At 27.8% G+C, this 16,681-nt stretch carries 21 protein-coding genes; 4 read left to right on the forward strand and 17 right to left on the reverse strand.

Features of this window, described 5'->3' with window-relative positions; all coding sequences use genetic code 11:
• Positions 1-130 precede the first annotated feature (130 nt).
• Positions 131-3,145 (forward strand): P-loop NTPase fold protein, encoded by a 3,015-nt coding sequence (locus J2127_RS02705; protein ID WP_209731920.1) that lies wholly within the window; start codon positions 131-133, stop codon positions 3,143-3,145.
• A gap of 9 nt (positions 3,146-3,154) precedes the next feature.
• Here the strand turns inward: J2127_RS02705 and J2127_RS02710 are convergent, their stop codons facing one another.
• The 14 genes from J2127_RS02710 to J2127_RS02775 all read right to left on the reverse strand — a co-directional run bounded on the left by J2127_RS02710 (position 3,155) and on the right by J2127_RS02775 (position 10,340).
• On the reverse strand, positions 3,155-3,688 hold the full coding sequence (locus J2127_RS02710; protein ID WP_209731921.1) for a hypothetical protein: 534 nt from the start codon (positions 3,686-3,688) through the stop codon (positions 3,155-3,157).
• An 8-nt stretch (positions 3,689-3,696) separates the two neighbouring features.
• Positions 3,697-3,942, reverse strand: a complete 246-nt coding sequence (locus J2127_RS02715) for a hypothetical protein (RefSeq protein ID WP_209731922.1) — start codon at positions 3,940-3,942, stop codon at positions 3,697-3,699.
• On the reverse strand, positions 3,884-5,206 hold the full coding sequence (locus J2127_RS02720; RefSeq protein WP_209731923.1) for a hypothetical protein: 1,323 nt from the start codon (positions 5,204-5,206) through the stop codon (positions 3,884-3,886). Before J2127_RS02720 ends, J2127_RS02715 begins: the two co-directional genes overlap by 59 nt.
• Before the next feature lie 55 nt (positions 5,207-5,261).
• Positions 5,262-5,543 carry a hypothetical protein gene (locus J2127_RS02725; protein ID WP_013179693.1) on the reverse strand — a complete coding sequence of 94 codons (282 nt, stop codon included), beginning with the start codon at positions 5,541-5,543 and terminating at the stop codon, positions 5,262-5,264.
• Positions 5,544-5,751: 208 nt separating this feature from the next.
• On the reverse strand, positions 5,752-6,054 hold the full coding sequence (locus tag J2127_RS02730; RefSeq protein ID WP_209731924.1) for a hypothetical protein: 303 nt from the start codon (positions 6,052-6,054) through the stop codon (positions 5,752-5,754).
• A gap of 11 nt (positions 6,055-6,065) precedes the next feature.
• Positions 6,066-6,431, reverse strand: coding sequence for a hypothetical protein (locus tag J2127_RS02735; RefSeq protein WP_209731925.1), 366 nt, complete (start codon positions 6,429-6,431; stop codon positions 6,066-6,068).
• Positions 6,432-6,443: 12 nt separating this feature from the next.
• Positions 6,444-6,878, reverse strand: a complete 435-nt coding sequence (locus J2127_RS02740) for a hypothetical protein (protein ID WP_209731926.1) — start codon at positions 6,876-6,878, stop codon at positions 6,444-6,446.
• 1 nt (position 6,879) lies between these two features.
• Positions 6,880-7,149, reverse strand: coding sequence for a hypothetical protein (locus J2127_RS02745; protein ID WP_209731927.1), 270 nt, complete (start codon positions 7,147-7,149; stop codon positions 6,880-6,882).
• 133 nt (positions 7,150-7,282) lie between these two features.
• Positions 7,283-7,618, reverse strand: a complete 336-nt coding sequence (locus J2127_RS02750) for a hypothetical protein (RefSeq protein ID WP_209731928.1) — start codon at positions 7,616-7,618, stop codon at positions 7,283-7,285.
• Complete coding sequence (locus J2127_RS02755; RefSeq protein WP_209731929.1) at positions 7,596-8,936, reverse strand: TFIIB-type zinc ribbon-containing protein; 1,341 nt, start codon at positions 8,934-8,936, stop codon at positions 7,596-7,598. Before J2127_RS02755 ends, J2127_RS02750 begins: the two co-directional genes overlap by 23 nt.
• Positions 8,937-8,972: 36 nt before the next feature.
• Entirely contained in the window at positions 8,973-9,386 is a 414-nt protein-coding gene (locus J2127_RS02760; protein WP_209731930.1) for a hypothetical protein, read from the reverse strand.
• A 9-nt stretch (positions 9,387-9,395) separates the two neighbouring features.
• Positions 9,396-9,848 carry a hypothetical protein gene (locus tag J2127_RS02765; protein WP_209731931.1) on the reverse strand — a complete coding sequence of 151 codons (453 nt, stop codon included), beginning with the start codon at positions 9,846-9,848 and terminating at the stop codon, positions 9,396-9,398.
• Positions 9,849-9,911: 63 nt separating this feature from the next.
• A complete protein-coding gene (locus J2127_RS02770) occupies positions 9,912-10,184 on the reverse strand; it encodes a hypothetical protein (RefSeq protein ID WP_209731932.1) in 273 nt (90 codons plus the stop codon).
• Positions 10,185-10,340 (reverse strand): DUF2080 family transposase-associated protein, encoded by a 156-nt coding sequence (locus J2127_RS02775; RefSeq protein WP_209731933.1) that lies wholly within the window; start codon positions 10,338-10,340, stop codon positions 10,185-10,187.
• Positions 10,341-10,629: 289 nt separating this feature from the next.
• Here J2127_RS02775 and J2127_RS02780 point away from each other — a divergent pair, with 289 nt between their 5' ends.
• Together J2127_RS02780 and J2127_RS02785 are read left to right on the forward strand one after the other, a co-directional pair.
• Entirely contained in the window at positions 10,630-11,004 is a 375-nt protein-coding gene (locus tag J2127_RS02780) for a MarR family transcriptional regulator (RefSeq protein ID WP_209731934.1), read from the forward strand.
• A 281-nt stretch (positions 11,005-11,285) separates the two neighbouring features.
• Complete coding sequence (locus tag J2127_RS02785) at positions 11,286-12,686, forward strand: hypothetical protein (RefSeq protein WP_209731935.1); 1,401 nt, start codon at positions 11,286-11,288, stop codon at positions 12,684-12,686.
• Here J2127_RS02785 and J2127_RS02790 read toward each other — a convergent pair.
• The 3 genes from J2127_RS02790 to J2127_RS02800 all read right to left on the reverse strand — a co-directional run bounded on the left by J2127_RS02790 (position 12,677) and on the right by J2127_RS02800 (position 15,531).
• Positions 12,677-13,564 (reverse strand): tyrosine-type recombinase/integrase, encoded by an 888-nt coding sequence (locus tag J2127_RS02790; protein WP_209731936.1) that lies wholly within the window; start codon positions 13,562-13,564, stop codon positions 12,677-12,679. The two genes, J2127_RS02785 and J2127_RS02790, sit on opposite strands and share 10 nt — an antisense overlap.
• A 46-nt stretch (positions 13,565-13,610) precedes the next feature.
• Entirely contained in the window at positions 13,611-14,261 is a 651-nt protein-coding gene (locus J2127_RS02795) for a hypothetical protein (RefSeq protein ID WP_209731937.1), read from the reverse strand.
• A gap of 490 nt (positions 14,262-14,751) precedes the next feature.
• Entirely contained in the window at positions 14,752-15,531 is a 780-nt protein-coding gene (locus tag J2127_RS02800; protein WP_209731938.1) for a 4-phosphopantoate--beta-alanine ligase, read from the reverse strand.
• A gap of 554 nt (positions 15,532-16,085) precedes the next feature.
• On the opposite strand from J2127_RS02800, the gene rplJ reads away from it, so the two are divergent.
• Positions 16,086-16,607 (forward strand): 50S ribosomal protein L16, encoded by a 522-nt coding sequence (gene rplJ, locus J2127_RS02805; RefSeq protein ID WP_209731939.1) that lies wholly within the window; start codon positions 16,086-16,088, stop codon positions 16,605-16,607.
• The last annotated feature ends 74 nt before the right edge of the window (positions 16,608-16,681 follow it).

A 16,681-nucleotide genomic window follows, 5' to 3' on the forward strand; every position in this document is an offset into this window, starting at 1 on the left:
ATAAACGTTTTATATCCTAAAAACAGGATATTGGGATATTAAAATATTTTAAATTTGAAATATATCATATTTTTATACAATTAATTAGATAAATTAACAAACTAATTATATTGTTTATTTCGGTGATTTTGTGAGTGAAGATATAGGAAATGATACTAAAGAATCTCCTGAGGAATATGACTATTACGAATCAGATGGTCCAAAAAGTCGTGTCGAAGAATTAAATCAATCTCGTAGAGAATTATTATATAAAATATATGAAGGTACTAAAAATTTTAAAAATCCTGAAAAAAATAGTTATGTTATCAGTTTAGTAGGGGAGTGGGGTTGCGGAAAAACATCTTTATTTAATGGACTAAAAGAATTACATAATAAAGATTATGAAAGTTTTAAGCTTAAAAGTAATAACTATGTTCCTAAGTTTATTAGTGAAAATTCATTAATAATATATGTGAAAAATAATTTAATTAATAACATTAACTCATATTTAATTGCTATAATACTTTCATTAGTAGTTTTTGGAACATTATATATTTCGGAAAATATGGCAGATGCGTTAGCCTATATAATCATATACGCTTTTTTTTATTGGTTGATTAAAAATAGTTATATAATACTATTTGATAAAGAATATGGTAAGCTAAAAGAATACATAACCAAAGAAAAATTTGAAAAAAATCCACTATATAATTTTATAAATACTGGTAAATCAGTTATAACAAACATAAAACTGCATATAAAAAATTGGTTAAAATATGGATTTAATTGGTTAAAATTATGTTGTAATTTAAATATCGAAGAATATTCAAAAACTAATGTCATAATGGAGTTTAATCCTTGGTATTTTGAAAACGAAGAAGACTTAATAAATTCATTTTTTGAAGAAATATACCATAATATAATCATAAAATATGACACATTAGAATATGATAAGTATGAACTTAAAAAGAAATCTAAAAAATTAGGTAAACTACTTAAAAGATATGGGGGATTAATTGCATTTGCAAGTTCCACGACTAGTGGCAATATTACAAATTCCTTATCTTTAAATTTTAGCTCATTTTCAGGTTATGGTAGTAAAAATAAAAATATATTTGAAACTAAGAAAAAAATAGAAAAAAATCTTGAAGATTTAAATGTTAATATTATTATAATTATAGACGATTTAGACCGATTAACAGGTAAAGAAATAAAATTAATGTTTAAATTAATTAAATCTGTTGCAAATTTTCCAAATACTGTTTATATATTAGGTTACGATAAAAAAGTAGTTTCAAAAGCTCTTGCAGATGCACAATGTGGTTTGGAACATTTATATGTAAATGGCAAATCTAAAAGAATTATCGATACCGAAATGGGCGAAGAGTACATTAAAAAAATCGTTCAAGCGGAATTTCCTATACCTGAACTTAGCAAAGAAGAATTAACAGAAGATTTCTTAAAAAAAGTATTCAAATATGAGGAATTTAGTAAAGTTTGCAGTTACAAAGATATACTAGAAGATTTTGAAATATTAAAAACAATTGGTAATCAGAGAGATTTTAATCGATTATATAATAATTTTCGCTTTGAATTTAATATTGTTCGTGACTATGTAAATCCTTTTGATTTTTTAGCAATTACAATACTAAAATATCGGTACAAAAAAATGTATGATTATTTGTCTGAAAAATTACCTTGGAGATTTACCCCATACAATTTAACTGGTGAATATATTAATGGAAAAAGGGTAACTGAACAAAAAGTATATGACGAAATAACAAATGAAATAAATAAAATTATTAAAAATGAATATTCAGAATACTACGCAAAAATACTATCAAATTTTATTCCCGAATTTTTAATTATCTCAGATAATGATGACATAGAACCTGAAGAACTTAGTAAATTTCATCTCGAACAATTTCATAATAAACATAAACCCATTGAAAAATATAAATCTATAAATAATTCTGAAAAATTTAATACATATTTTAAATTGAATGTAGAAAATCTTATACCAAATAGTGCATTTGATATATTATTTGATGAAAAAAATATCAAAGAAGAAAAACAGCTTATCGAAATTTTAAACAAAACAGGAGTTAATACATCTGAAAAACTTAAAACTTTTGTTAAAATTATGGGGGATGTCCTATATCCGAATTACGATGGTAAAAAAATAGACAAATCTAATTACGAAGGTATAATCGAATTAATATTAAATAATAACTTTGACGATAGAAAAGTTAATCTTATTTATTATTTGGCTATTGAAAATTTCCCGCTCGTATATTCAATGCTTATTAAAAAATTGCAAAATAATACTCTAAATGAAGATATGATAAATATTATTAAAAGAATCACTAATAACTCTGAAATCTTTAAAGAGTACCCTAATGAAGCTAATGATTTAATTAAGTCATTTTTTGACCATATGATAAATAATAAAGATATTGAAGATTATAAATCTTGCTATGAAATATTTAATAGTTGGGAAGTTAGGGATTCAAAAACTATGAAAAAATATGTAAAAGAAGATTTCGACTACAATATGACTATTGGAATAATGTTGAAGTATTTAAATGATAAAAATATTTTATTTGAACCTGATATGGATACTCATTATAACTCAGATATTAAATATGACATTAATAGCCCAAAGTTCCAATTAAACTGTAAATTAGAATACATCCAAAAAACTTTTGATAATATATATATTTGCAAATGGTTAAGAAATAAAGACAATGAAAATAATCCTTACTATAATACGTTAAAAGAACATTTTAAAAATACATGTAAAGAAAAAACATTACATGACGTATCTAACTCATTTGAGACCCTTAGAAAAAATATTAAACTACCATCTACAAAAGAAATGGATGATATAACTAAAGCCACTGAATTTGTTAGAAAAAATATTAAACTACCATCTACAAAAGAAATGGATGATATAACTAAAGCCACTGAATTTGTTAGAAAAAATATTAAACTACCATCTACCAAAGATAAAATAATAAAATTAAATAATAATGAAAAACATAAAGAATTACTTGATTTTATTAGTAAATTATATAAGGAACATCCTGAAATATTTGAAATAGCTAAAAAATATCCTAATTGGGCAAATAATATATTTAAAGAAGATAAATTTAATAAAAAATAATTAAATAAATCATTTCTTTTTCTTTTCTCTTGCTTGTTTTATTCTTTCAATTCCTTGTAAAAATCTATCGGTTCTACCTTGCAACTCTTTTGAACGTAATATTTTTTCTACTTTTTCAGATGGTGGATTCACTTTTAAGATTCTACCACCTAAGTTTATAAAACCATTTTTTACAATTGGTGCAGGTTCAAAGAAATCTCTGAAATCTTTATCAAGTAAAGAATAATCAGGACAAGATGTTATGACTAAAGGAATATTGGTTCTTATTTCTTGTAAAATCTTCGCAAACTCTTTATTTTCTGTTGATGAGAAGTCTCTTTTATAAAATTTTGTAGCGAAATCATCCAAGATTAAGCAGTCACATATTTGTATATCTTCCACATCGTAACCAAAGACCACGTTATACTTTTTTCTTTTAAGCTCTTCGTAAATTCCCATTAGATGAGTAGTTTTATAAGTTCCTCTTGCTCCAAAAACGCAAAAGGAAAAATGGTCTAAATTAGGTTTGTAAAGTTCTAAAAGCTCTGTAATAGAAATGTACATTATATCACCTAATCCTTTTGAAGTCTCTTAATTTCTTGACGTTTTTTATATCTTGTCCAAGTTTCGTTATCCTTTGTTGCTTGAAGTACAAACCCTATTTTTGCAGGATTCTTCATTGCAAAGGTCTCGGCTCTTCTTTCTATGAATAAATCTTTTTCATCATCGTTGCAACATCTTTCTAAGAAAAATTGTAGTTTAGTCATTGCCCGAGTCTGAACTATTTGACTTACTTCCGTCATTCCGTCGTATTTCATTTCCTCCGTCATTGCTATCCTCCTTTTTAGTTAAATCTACATCGAATAAACTGTTTTGTTCTTCTTCATACATTTTAGATACGTAATTCTTTAATATGTTTGATTTTTCAGGAGTTACCGAGAAATCTATTAAATCTCTTGACTTTTTAGCCATATTTACAACGTCTGCACCGAATGAATCTTTTAAATCGTAAAGTTCAAACTGTTGTTGGTAAAGTTCCTGTTTCATTTTATCAAGATTTCCATCGAGTAGTATACATCTTAGTTCATCCATCGTTAAGATTTCTGCAGGTGTTATTGAAATTGTACCTTTTATAGTTCCTAAATAGTCATTTATTTTATCTTTGGTCTTTTCCCAGTAGCTAAGTAATCTATTCCAAAACGTAGTTTCATTATATTCTTTATCAGGGTATTTTTCAATGTTATAGTTCTTTATGTAGTACATATCACCGCTATCATCTACTAAATTATCATAGAAGTCAAAGCCGTTAAGTTTAGGCATTTTAAATGTGTAATATTTGCCATCTATCCACCTTATTTTATCAAAGTCGTGAGTTCTTAAAACTCTGATTAGTTTAGCTTTTCGTTCTCCAAATTCTAAAAGTTCTAATCTTAGTAACGGTAAATCAAATAGTTTAAATCCAATTAAATAAGCTAATATTATAGTTATACAAGGTATATAGTTAAAGTATGATAATAAAAGCCTTATATCCCAACTTAAACCGTTGTTATAAGTCAATAATAATATTATGTAGCTTATAATACTTATAAGTACAATTGGTAGAGATTCCGCAAATTGGGCAAGTAGCATTTTATCGATTAGTATTCTTTTAGTTATAAATAGGCATATTGCAAAGATTAAGATATTTAATATAATATTTTGAGCTCCAAACCAAGTTATGGCATAAATTGAGGCTAAGTAAATTTTATCAGGTAGTGTTAATACTGTTGCATCTTTTTTATAAAGTATCATTCCATTATCGTTATAAAGTGCTATGAAGAATTTACCACCTTTTAAACCTACGTTGTTAAATGTATAGTTGTTTTTACCAGCTTCTACGTAAATTGTTTTGAAGTTCTGCCCGTAAACGTCATAAGTGTTTACAGTTTTTAAATTGCCGTCATAATTGTTAATAACTATTGTTAAATCGTTAGTAGTTTGATTAAAATAGTGTGACGTAACCTTAAAATTGTCCATACTACCGTCTGTAGTATCTTCTACTTCGGAATCTCCAAAGTAGTCATAGGCGTTAACTGTATTCATTAAAAAAAGTAAAAATAAAAGTATGTATATTTTTCTCTTTATATTATCTCCTCTCCTACGCTCGTATCTCGTAATTAACTTCGTTATCGTTTAGTCTTTGTTTCCATGTGATTATAAACAAATCTCCATAGATTGAAACGTCATTTATTTGTCTTATAAATCTTCTGCCGTCTGTTGACCTTATTATTATAGCTAAATCTTTTAAAGTTCCGTCTGCAAATTCTTTTAATACTTTAAATCTGCTACCACCGTCATTATTTCTAACAGTATTGTTCTTTTTATCGCTACACTCTTTATCGAAGTATTTGGAACTTGAATTAAATTCTACTGCTATCATTTTATCTACTCTTTGAGTTCTTTTTTAGATAAGTAAATCAATATAGCATTGCAGGTAATTATTATGTAGATATAAACCATATTTTGAATTGTAATCGCTTGTGATAATATATAGAGTGTGAATAAGATAGTTATAATGTTAGAAATGTAAATTACCAAGTTATTATATCTCGTTTTATCAAATTGTAATTTGAAGTTCAAATTATCACCTATTTAAATTCAAATTTTTTAAGTTCTTCTTTGGTTAATATTGTTAAATTATCGTTTTTTAATTCACAAATTTTAATATCTACTGCCAACACAGTTATTTTGTCCTCATTTTTAATCCAACCATATCCACCGTAATCTTTATTTTTGAAAGAAAAACCTATATCTTTTAAAAATTCTCTAAATTTGCATAACTTTTTTTCTCTTTCTTCTGCATCCTCGTCCCCTGTATCATTCACTTTTACCCATTCTGTTAATTTTTCTTGAAGTTGGGAATTTTCTTTAACTTTATAGTAAACGTACATTTTATAACCCCTTAACCGTTAATCCATTCTACGTTGTTGTATTCTTCAGTAGTGTACCAAGATTGAAAAGATGCGTAAAGCACATTTGCAGGGTAGATTTTTTCGACAACTTCTAAAATTTTGTAAAGTTCTTCAGCCCTAACTTCTGTAATAGTTGGACTTGTAAGTAACAAATCGATTGAAGTCATCTTGTTATATCCCATTCCGTTAGGTAATATCTCTAATTCTGAACAGGTGGCTCCTTTAAAGTATAAATCGATTGAATAAACTATTTCTTTAGTGTTAATTACCACATTGTAGCCCATTTCGTTAAGTTTTGCACCAAGTTTTAAAATATCCTTGTTAATTTCAGCTAAATTTTTACGGGTGTATCTCATCTTTCTCACCAATTAACTCTTTTCTGCAATATAGCCCTCTTTTGATGCCAAATATTTTGGGTCTATTTTAATGTAAATTTCATCTTCCTTTTGCCAAAATCCTGGTTTATATACTACATGTTTCGAGATATTTAAACCGTCTTGTATTTCATGCATTTTTGCTATAGATATGGAAGGTATCGCATTAAATTCCTCATAGCAATCTGTTCCTTCAATTGGTACGTATTCCCCATCAATAAGATTGTGATTTACAGGGTTTTCGGATGCATTAAATCCAGTAATCCACAATGCTAATCCCCAAGTTTTATAATACCAAGCCCCATCAGTTTTAATGTATTTTTCAGTATATTCACACACTTTTTCTTCGATAGTTTCTTTAAGTTGTAAATATTCTTTAGCTGTAATGTATTGTGTGCTACCTTTTTCTAATCTAAACCAGTTACTCATTTTAAAACCTCCAAAATTCTTTATCAGTCATTTTTAAAGATAATTCTACTTCATCGTCACATTTATCTCCAAAAGCTCCGCATAGTTCAATTATTCCTATTGGTTCGGATTTTTCACCGATTAAATTTCTTTCAATTAAATCTTTGAATAATTTATCAAAAATTTCTTTTTGCTGTTCTTCTGTGAGATTTCCAAAGTAATAATCCCATTTAGAGTTTGTTTTTACAACTGTACTATCGTAATTCTTTACAATCTCCATTTTTAACCTCATTGAAATACAAATATTTGTTAAAAAATTAATAACGGTTTTTAAAAGTATTATTTGATAATTAATTGATAATTTAATCAATAAATTGTTAAAATTAAGTTAAAATAATTATAATTAAATAGGAATAAATAAGAAATTAAAGTTTTAATTCTTCCCAAACTACTGGATTAGTTCTTAAATCGTAATCTTTAGGTCTTTGGGAAATTATAACGTAATTCCAGCCGTCAATCTTACCTAAAATTTCAAGACCTAAGTTATTACCTTGTCTCGTTGGCACGCATAAATCGACTGTTGCAGGAAAACTATATCCTTTGTAGATTATTTTTTGAGGTAAGGGCGTATCTTCTTTATTTATCAAATAGTCGGCTCTTCTATGTGCAATTTGTTTTAAAGAGTCGCTTACAAATCTAACCGAACGCCCAAATTCTAAGTTATTACTTAAAATACATTTATTGTTGGCTATTATTTCCATATTCTTCCTCTAACTGGTCATCTCCTAATTGCCATATCGAATGGTCATCGACTCGTCCACAGTGTTCGCAAACGTGCCTATGCTTCATTTCGTCGTATCTCATTACGCTGTTACAAACTGGGCAAACATAGCACCCTTGCAGAGATAACCTTATTTTTTGTACCGTATCACTCCAACGCCAAAGACCCCGCTTGCCACCTAACTCCTTTTCAAGTGGCACGATTAAACCTTTTGATTTTAACCGTTCTCGGACTCCTTTGGAATTTCTATCGAATTTTAAAACATAAGATTTGCCGTAAAGCACTGTTTTAACATAATCAAGGGGTAATTTCCACCAATCCGCATAATCTTGGAGTACGCTCTCACCGGATAATTTTAAAGGTCGCATAGTCTCGAAATCAAATCCAAAATGGGCGTAACTTTCATTAACTCCCTCAAATATGCTAAGTGGCAAGTATTGAATATCTTCAACTATCCACTGTCGAGAGAGCTCCGAATGCCATGTAAATTCATGACGATTTATACCCGCTCCTTTTTGATATCGTTTAAATTGAACCTTGTTTCCTTTTTTGGGGGATGTATAATATTCCGTTTGGGTAAGGTCTCCGTAAACTTTTAGATAATTGTTTTTCCTTGCTTCAGTGATATAATTAAATTGCAAACTTTCACAATTCAGCCATTCGACACAAACCTCCGCACTTTGAACAGATACTTCAATGAGCTTGTCATAGGTCATTTTTACCCTATCAAGGTCTCTTTTAAGTTTTTCAATGTCAATACCAAATAATTCTTTTAGATAATAGTAGTATTCACGTTTATATTCATTTATTCGATTTATAAACAATCTTGAATACTCTTTTAGTAGCGTATTGTTTTTATCTTCCCGTATTGAAATCGGCAATACATTATCGTCTCGGTATGATGAATTATAAGGATTTAAACCGTGTTCGCTCATATAAAGCCGGTTCATATTGAAATAACCCCTTGCTACGTGCGGTTGTCTGAAACTTATTGAAATAGAAGCTATTTCTTCACCTTGCAAGTTAGATTCAAGTTTTCCATCTTCCCAAACTTCCACGGGTATTCTAAAGTGAAAGTCTCCAGTTTTACCTCCATCCTTTTTTTCAGTTATTCTTTGGACGAATTGCGAATAATTCTTCCGTACATTATCGTAAATATCTTTATTAAATCCATTACCTAAAACTGAAAATAAAAAAGGACATTGTATGGATACATAAACCCTGTCAATTACTATCCTTTTATCATATTTCTTAGCGTAACCATCGTCAAATTTAATTTTGTTAATATTAACGCTCATTTTACCGCCCAAGACCGTTTATTCATCTTTAATCTGTTACTCATCTTCCGAAAATATTTCCATTACTTTAACTTCACTAACTCCCAAATCGTTCGCAATCTTTCTAAGACTGTCAAATCCCACACCAGTGGCTTTTAATCGTCTCAATTCTTTTAAAACTGCTTTTTCATAACCGACTAATATAGAATTTCGGAAATCGTTGTTTTCTTCGTAGGCTTTAACCATTTTTAAGAAGTCAATATATGATAAATAAACTTCTTTGGTTTTTTCCTTTGAAACACAGTTTGCATATGACCTAATTACAACGTAACCGCTTCTATCGGGGTCAAATGCGTTTATAATCTTGGTTTCTTCGTCATCTTCGGCAATAAATGGGTAGGCAGTAGCAGAGCCGTAACCTAAATTAATTCGTGCAGGTCTTGGAATGGATTTTAAATCAATCGTAGCCATTTAACCCACCTAAGCATTTTGTTTATTGTTGTGTTCCTTTGAATAGTCTTTTACAAGCTCGTAAGCTTTATTTACAAGTTCCTTAGAGATTCCCAAATCTTTGGCCACCAAATCAATGGCACTTTCTGTAACTCCTTGATTTATCAATTTGATGATTTCCCAAATTTTACCATTTGATGAACACTTATCGAAAAATTTCTTAAATTGTTCGTTCTTTTCTCTTTCAGTTACTAATTCAGAAATCATTGATATTGGAATGTTTGCTATGTATTTTGTTTTTCCGTTGCTCTCGAATGACTTTACCATATCTAAAAATAAGGTAACTGTACCCTCTTTGTCTTCATTGTAAATGTCGTACTTACCGGTTTTTTCGTTCTTATCTTTTCCTTTTTCTACGATTAAAGTTACAGAATTACCGAATGATTTTCCAAAAAATTCCGCTTTATTTTCGTTCAATCTCATATTTGCACCTTTTGCATTATTTTTTGTTTATTTCGTTATTTATATTTCGTTATTTTTGGATAATTATTGACTATTTAACTTCGTAATTTGATATTCTCCATTCATATAAAATATTTTAAGAATATCGCCTTTGAAAATTTGACTATTTTTAGTTTTTAAAATAAATAACTCATTTAATTCAGTATCTCGGACTAAAAATTTATTTTTTACATAGTTGCCAGTCGAAACTTCCTTAAAATCATGGCTATAAATTTTAACTTGTGCATTTTCTGAACCTTGACAGTCTATAACTTCATACTCTCTTGTACGTCCAGATTTCTTAACTAACGGGTACATTTAATCAATCCGTCCTTTTTGGTTTTCTTCCTCCTCAACTATTACGAGTATTGCCCTTTTTCCGACGTACTCCTTTTTCATTGAGAATCTTGCTGAATTGCCCCATTCTTTTATTGTTCCCTCGAATACCTTGGGTCTTATTTCAGTAGTTCGCATGTACCACCTCTTTTTTGATTTTATGTTAGTTGGTTAATATATCATCGTTTGTATATTTACCAACAATAATAATTAAGATGATACAAGTATTTAACCTTTTTGGTTTAAAACAAACGATAGTAATTTTACAAATATTAACTTTTTTAAAAATAGTTCTTTTTATACAAACATATGCTTATTAACTAAAATTTACAAATAAATATATATTTATAAAATATCAAAAAGTAAATAAAGATTAAACCATAATAAAAAGCATAAAAAAGCATAGAATTAAAATTTTGGTGTTAAAATGTTTAAAAAATTATTAAATAAGAAGCATACATTTAGCATTTTAAGGATATTATACGAAGCTGAAGAAGAACCTTATTTTTCAGAAATTCAAAAAATATCGAAGATTGATAAGAGTACATTAAGTCTTTTATTAACTGAAATGGAGAAATACGAATTAGTTTCAAAAAGAGAAGATACTTCAGACTACATATTACCTAAAAGGTACTATAAATTAACCCCTAAAGGAATAGAGACTTACGAACGATATAAACATTTGTTAGACGTTGAAAAGGATTTTAATAACAACGAAATGGTAAACAGTAATAACAGCAGTAATATACAAGGCGATAACACTATTATAACAAATTCACACGATATCGTAATAAAAAAATAAATGGGCCTATTTTAAATAATAATGATAGTATTTTTAGTTTAAACTTAAATTTTAGTTTCAATATAAGAATTAATTTCAATCATCTAATTTTTTTCATCATTCTTTATTACATAATTTCAAAATGCTACATTTTTTATAGTTTCAGATCCAAATTATATAGTTATTGTACTAAAAACGTTTAAAACCTTTTGAATTAGTGATACATATATTTATATTTTTCTGTCAACATAATTATATAATTTGTTAATGAATGAAACTAAAAGTATTATGGACTGATTATTATGTTTAAATTAATAAAAGATGTGTTGGAACTCCCAGACGATAAATGTAGTAAAAATAAAAAATATCGAGAAAATCTTATAAAAAATCCACAATCCAATAAAACTGTTTATAGTGAAAATACGACTAAAAAAGTCCCAAATAACTTAAAAAAAGAAACTGAAACCAAAGATTGTATGAATAGTTTTGACAAAGGTAAGTTATTTGAAAAATATGTTGAAAATGTTTTATTTCCAAAAGAATATTTTGATTTGTTGCATAAAACTCCAGATTACGAACAGAATAACAGCAGATTTGTAGAAAGTTCCTTAAAACCAGATTTTATGTTTAGGAATAAAAAAACAAATGAAGAATTTTATGTTGAATGTAAATTTAGAAATGAATTGTACGGTAGTATGTATAAATGGGCTAAAAGTAAAGACCAAATGGATAGATATAGAGCTATCGAGATGAAAGAGAATAAAAGAGTCTTTATAGCCATGGGTTTAAGTGGAACTCCCGAAGCTCCCGAATATGTATTTTTAACGCCTTTAAAGGATATAAAGTATATTTCATTGTACCCTACAGTTTATGAAAGTTATGAAGTGGAACAACCTATTGATATTCTTAGATTCTTAAACAAGTCGTATAAAACATATGAAATTGATATTAAATCTAAAAAAGAAAAAGAAATTCTTGAAGATATTAATTCCAATACAAAATTTGAACCGATAGAAGAACCAACTGTACAGCCTAAATTGGAACCTAAAAAGTTAGAAGTTGAAAAAGTAAAAGAACCTGAAACAGTTAAAACCGAACCAGTTAAAGCTACAGAATATGTTGAAAAATATATTCCAGATTTAAGATGGTATAAAGGAGACCAAATATCAGTTAATGAATTTACAGCACTTAGAGTATTGTATGAAAAAGGAGAATTAAAATCAGCTAATTTTAACAAAGAATGTAAAAAATTAGGAACACCTGCCAAATATGCCTTATTAGATTGTGAACATAAAAAATTAGTAACTTCAAGAGGTACTTTTGGTAAAAAATATAAAATAACAAAACTTGGAAGATTTGTTTATGCAGTAAATAAATCAAAAATCTATAAAATGATATCTAAAGAGGATTTTGAATTATTAAATGATTATAAGATATTTTATAAATTATTGGATGATGTAAGTTACTATAAATTACTTAATAAAATGTATGAAATTGATGATTATCTTTTAAATAGTGAAGTTTCCAGATACGTTTTAAATAATAGATTAAAAACAGATATGATAAATACTTTGTTAACTCTTGAATTAATAAATTATAAAACGCATAATAAAAGTATTTTTAGTAATAAAACATCTTATAAACTCTCTGATTTCGGTAAAATGGTATTTGAAGAGTATAAAAAAGATAAAGGTTATAGATAGTCTTTATTATTCATTACCCTTAAAAATTCTTTTTTTCTAAATTCTTTACTTGAGTGTATGTAAGTCATTGTCGTGTTAACGTTTGCATGACCCATTATTTTAGATAATATTTCAATATTCATATTGCTTTCACAGGCTAATGTTCCAAATGTATGGCGTAGTACGTGAGGCGTTACTGTGATATTTAAGATATCTTTCGATATAGTTCTTAAATATCTTCTATAATCTGATATTTGACCCTCTGAAAGTTTATAACCTCCTTTGGTTAAAAACAATCTATCTATTTTAGGGTTTAAAAATTCTCTGTATTTTAAATATTGCTTTATGTGAAGTAATAATTCATCGTCAATGAATACGTATCTGTCCTTATTTCCTTTCCCGCTCTTGATTAATATCGACCTATCCGATAAATCCATATCATTTAACGAAATATTTATGAATTCACTTATACGGACACCTGTTTTTATAAGAAATAAAGTGAATATGTAATAATGATAGTCTTCTATTTTTGAAAGTAATAATTTAGCTTGATTTTTACTTAAACATTGCCGTTCTTTTAACTGGGGTCGTAAAGTACGTACATAGAGCTTTAAAGGATTATTTATTAAATAATTATTCTCAATTGCCCATTCGTAAAAACGGCTAACATCTGTTAAACGTCTAATCGTTGTACTTATCTGAATTGGTTTTCCGTTATGACTTCTGTAATTATTATAGAAAAACAACCCGTCATCGATTGTTATACTTTCCCAGCTTTTTTCTGGGAAAAATTCCATGAAAATATTTAACGAAACTCTATAACTTTTGATAGTGTCCTTACTTCGTGCAGATAAAAAGTTTAAATATCTTTTTGCTAAATTCCTTGATTCTTCGTTCATTATACCACCTAAAACTTATATTTTTAATTATTTCATTATTTTAGCTTTAATTAATCGCTATTATTTCGTATTCTTCGTTAAGTGGTATCATTTCATCTCTTAATTTAAAGTAAGTATTTCTATCTTGTCCAATGCTACGTTCAACTAATGCGTTAAATTCTCTGTCTCTTTCTAAAAGTATTCTAAATTCTTTTTGCTTTAGGTTATTATCTATGTTTAAATATTCTAAAATGTTTTTAAAAGACCACCATTTATCCGGTTCAGTATTCAAGAGTTTTAAAAGATTACTTTTTAATTTTAAGACGTTTGAACCTGAAATACTATTGTTTATTAGGTCTGTTATTTTGTTTACGTCTTCCTGATTTTCTGGTAAGACGTTGTCTATATCTTCATATTTATAACTTGGACTTCTTTGTTCTCTGTCTCTTTCTCTTCCCCTTTCCCCATTTATTTGGTTTTGATTATAATAAGGGTTTATATTCTGTTTATTTGGATTTTCTACTTTAATCAAATCTAATTTATAATCTACCCTATTCATTAGCGCTAATAAATCCATATAATGAGGGTATTGTTTACTTGTGAATTCCATTGCAAATTTTGCATAAGTGGAAATGCTACTGAAACCCATATTTCTTGCCAACTTTTTAAAGTGTTCTTTCTCATTGTCATCGGTCATATAAAATGACATCTTAGGCATTGCTATCACCTCTAAAAAAACTGTAAGGTAGCAATAGATTTATATAAGTTAGTAACATATCCGTATTTACGGATAATCGTGTTTAGTAAAAAAGTATACTTTTTGTCGGATAAATATTGAAAAATAATATTTTTTATAACGGCGTTCTGGCCTTTATTTAGAATAGTGAAGTTATCACTATTTCTATTATCTAAAATGGGGCTTTAGATAAACCGGTTTCCTTTAAAAAAGCTGGTATAAACCTTGGAGATATGGATGATGAAAGTTACCCCCGCTGATGTATGAGACTGTAATTTTTTAAACGACTTCATACAGATGACGATATCAGCACTATCTGACATGCTACCAAGAAATAAAATAAATAAAATGAAACATAAATATCCATTCTATTTTTAAAATAATTAAACTGTTTTAAAAAAATATAATATAATAGAATATAATATAATGGAATATAATAAATGTAATTTACCAATACTGCTATTTTATTAAATTATTGATTTGTTAATTTATCAGAAATTAATTTTAAAACTTCATTTAATGCTTTTTTATTATCAAATTCTGCAATCTGTTTTAATTCTTCATTTGACAATTTTTGCTGTTTTAAATTTATTATTTCTTCGGTTAAGAGTGGTATACATCTTGTAAGCTCATCCACAATCGTAATGGTAGATTTTTGCGCAGTTCTTGAAAGAGGGTTTAAATCAATTGCTACAACATTTTTACCCATTTCGATAAGTGCTTCAGCTCTGTCTCCATCTTCTAAAGGTACTAATACTACATCGGCTGTGTAAATTCCCGCTTCTGAAACTTTACCTCTTAAGTGGTCGACGTTTGGCATTTGTTTGTTCGCATCATCGATTCCCAATAGTGTTATCTTATTATTTTTATAATTCTCGTTGTTACTTTCGTTTTTCTCAAACAATTCCTTGATTTTTTGTTCTCGTTCTTCGGTTCTATAAAATAAGTTTACTTCGATTTTTCCGTTTAATTCTGCAGCTAAATCGATTAATTCATCTTTTGCGAGTGCGATGCTATTACCATTTACGGATATTACGGGGTTTTTAGCAAGCAATAGCATTGCAGCACTTGCTTTTATTGCTTCTTTTGCGACTTTTGGGGTTGTTTCACCTATAAGGTAGTCGTAAGTTTCACCCCTACCGTGAGCAATTAAACCGCCTTTTGCGAGTACTCCAGATTCAAAAGCTTCTACAACTTTTCCTCTGTTTAATAATGATTTGTATCTTGGGTGTGATTCTGGAACCATTGACATTTTTATCATCTCGTAATTTTAATAATTTGATTTAATAATTTGATTTAATATATTTCCATAATGATTTTAAGTTTTATACATCTTTTATACTTATTTAATAATTATAAGTATTTTGTATTTTAGACATATTATTCTATAATTTAGTTACATGTGTTTTTACGTCATACTATTTATTTCTTTTTTATAAGCATAGTTATTAATATATTCCGTGGTATATTCTTGTATATCAATGATAAATGATAAGATATAAAAACAAGAATAACATATATATTTTGAAAATGATTATGTCGATAAAAGATTATTTAAAAATTAGTTACATTTAAATAATTGGCTAGATAATATGATATAAAGCATGATTTTATGTTAAATTAATAAAATATTGCTAAATAGTACATTAATTAATAAATAAAATTTTTATATATGTACAATACAATATATTTAACTATTATTGGATAATTTATAGAGGTAATCTTTATATATTATTAGATAGATGTATATTATATCATATTTTAAAGACGACTCTTTTACTAAAACACGATTACGGAGGAATAATTATGGCACTAAGACCAGGAAGATGTTACAGAGAAATAAACAAGCCTTCTTACACAAGAAAAGAATACGTAAGAGCTGTCCCACAACCAAGAGTAGTTCACTACGTTATGGGTAATACGGCTACAGAATTCCCAGTAGAATACCACTTAGTATCAAAAACAGACTGTCAAATTAGACACAACGCATTGGAATCAGCAAGGATTGCTGGTAACAAATTTATCCAAAGAGAATGCGGTAGATTAGGTTACAAATTCCATATTAGAGTTTACCCACACCAAATATTAAGAGAAAATAAAATGGCTGCGGGAGCTGGTGCGGACAGGATTTCTGACGGTATGAGATTGTCATTTGGTAAAGCTACAGGTACAGCTGCAAGAGTTAGAAAAGGACAAGAAATCATTACCATTTCAACAACAGTTGAGAAAGCAAACATTGCAAAAGAAGCTTTAAGAAGATGTTCAATGAAAATGCCAACAGCATGTAAAATTGAACTCAGAAAGGGTAAGGATTTAGTAAAAGATTAATTTTTTAAAATAATCATTACTACTTTTACTTTTTTAATATTATTAATTACAATTTAACTGTTTTATTGAATATT

Origin of the sequence: Methanococcus voltae (assembly GCF_017875395.1) — an archaeon.
Taxonomy (GTDB): domain Archaea; phylum AGJL01; class Methanococci; order Methanococcales; family Methanococcaceae; genus Methanococcus; species Methanococcus voltae_C.

What these genes read in the sequence shown, in the direction of transcription:
- J2127_RS02760 (WP_209731930.1), bottom strand. Translation starts at nt 9,386, where the DNA reads ATGGCTACGATTGATTTAAAATCCATTCCAAGACCTGCACGAATTAAT.
- J2127_RS02795 (WP_209731937.1), bottom strand. Translation starts at nt 14,261, where the DNA reads ATGCCTAAGATGTCATTTTATATGACCGATGACAATGAGAAAGAACAC.
- J2127_RS02715 (WP_209731922.1), bottom strand. Translation starts at nt 3,942, where the DNA reads ATGAAATACGACGGAATGACGGAAGTAAGTCAAATAGTTCAGACTCGG.
- rplJ (WP_209731939.1), top strand. Translation starts at nt 16,086, where the DNA reads ATGGCACTAAGACCAGGAAGATGTTACAGAGAAATAAACAAGCCTTCT.
- J2127_RS02770 (WP_209731932.1), bottom strand. Translation starts at nt 10,184, where the DNA reads ATGTACCCGTTAGTTAAGAAATCTGGACGTACAAGAGAGTATGAAGTT.
- J2127_RS02800 (WP_209731938.1), bottom strand. Translation starts at nt 15,531, where the DNA reads ATGTCAATGGTTCCAGAATCACACCCAAGATACAAATCATTATTAAAC.
- J2127_RS02765 (WP_209731931.1), bottom strand. Translation starts at nt 9,848, where the DNA reads ATGAGATTGAACGAAAATAAAGCGGAATTTTTTGGAAAATCATTCGGT.
- J2127_RS02710 (WP_209731921.1), bottom strand. Translation starts at nt 3,688, where the DNA reads ATGTACATTTCTATTACAGAGCTTTTAGAACTTTACAAACCTAATTTA.
- J2127_RS02725 (WP_013179693.1), bottom strand. Translation starts at nt 5,543, where the DNA reads ATGATAGCAGTAGAATTTAATTCAAGTTCCAAATACTTCGATAAAGAG.
- J2127_RS02720 (WP_209731923.1), bottom strand. Translation starts at nt 5,206, where the DNA reads ATGAATACAGTTAACGCCTATGACTACTTTGGAGATTCCGAAGTAGAA.
- J2127_RS02775 (WP_209731933.1), bottom strand. Translation starts at nt 10,340, where the DNA reads ATGCGAACTACTGAAATAAGACCCAAGGTATTCGAGGGAACAATAAAA.
- J2127_RS02735 (WP_209731925.1), bottom strand. Translation starts at nt 6,431, where the DNA reads ATGAGATACACCCGTAAAAATTTAGCTGAAATTAACAAGGATATTTTA.
- J2127_RS02780 (WP_209731934.1), top strand. Translation starts at nt 10,630, where the DNA reads ATGTTTAAAAAATTATTAAATAAGAAGCATACATTTAGCATTTTAAGG.
- J2127_RS02740 (WP_209731926.1), bottom strand. Translation starts at nt 6,878, where the DNA reads ATGAGTAACTGGTTTAGATTAGAAAAAGGTAGCACACAATACATTACA.
- J2127_RS02755 (WP_209731929.1), bottom strand. Translation starts at nt 8,936, where the DNA reads ATGAGCGTTAATATTAACAAAATTAAATTTGACGATGGTTACGCTAAG.
- J2127_RS02790 (WP_209731936.1), bottom strand. Translation starts at nt 13,564, where the DNA reads ATGAACGAAGAATCAAGGAATTTAGCAAAAAGATATTTAAACTTTTTA.
- J2127_RS02730 (WP_209731924.1), bottom strand. Translation starts at nt 6,054, where the DNA reads ATGTACGTTTACTATAAAGTTAAAGAAAATTCCCAACTTCAAGAAAAA.
- J2127_RS02785 (WP_209731935.1), top strand. Translation starts at nt 11,286, where the DNA reads ATGTTTAAATTAATAAAAGATGTGTTGGAACTCCCAGACGATAAATGT.
- J2127_RS02745 (WP_209731927.1), bottom strand. Translation starts at nt 7,149, where the DNA reads ATGAGGTTAAAAATGGAGATTGTAAAGAATTACGATAGTACAGTTGTA.
- J2127_RS02750 (WP_209731928.1), bottom strand. Translation starts at nt 7,618, where the DNA reads ATGGAAATAATAGCCAACAATAAATGTATTTTAAGTAATAACTTAGAA.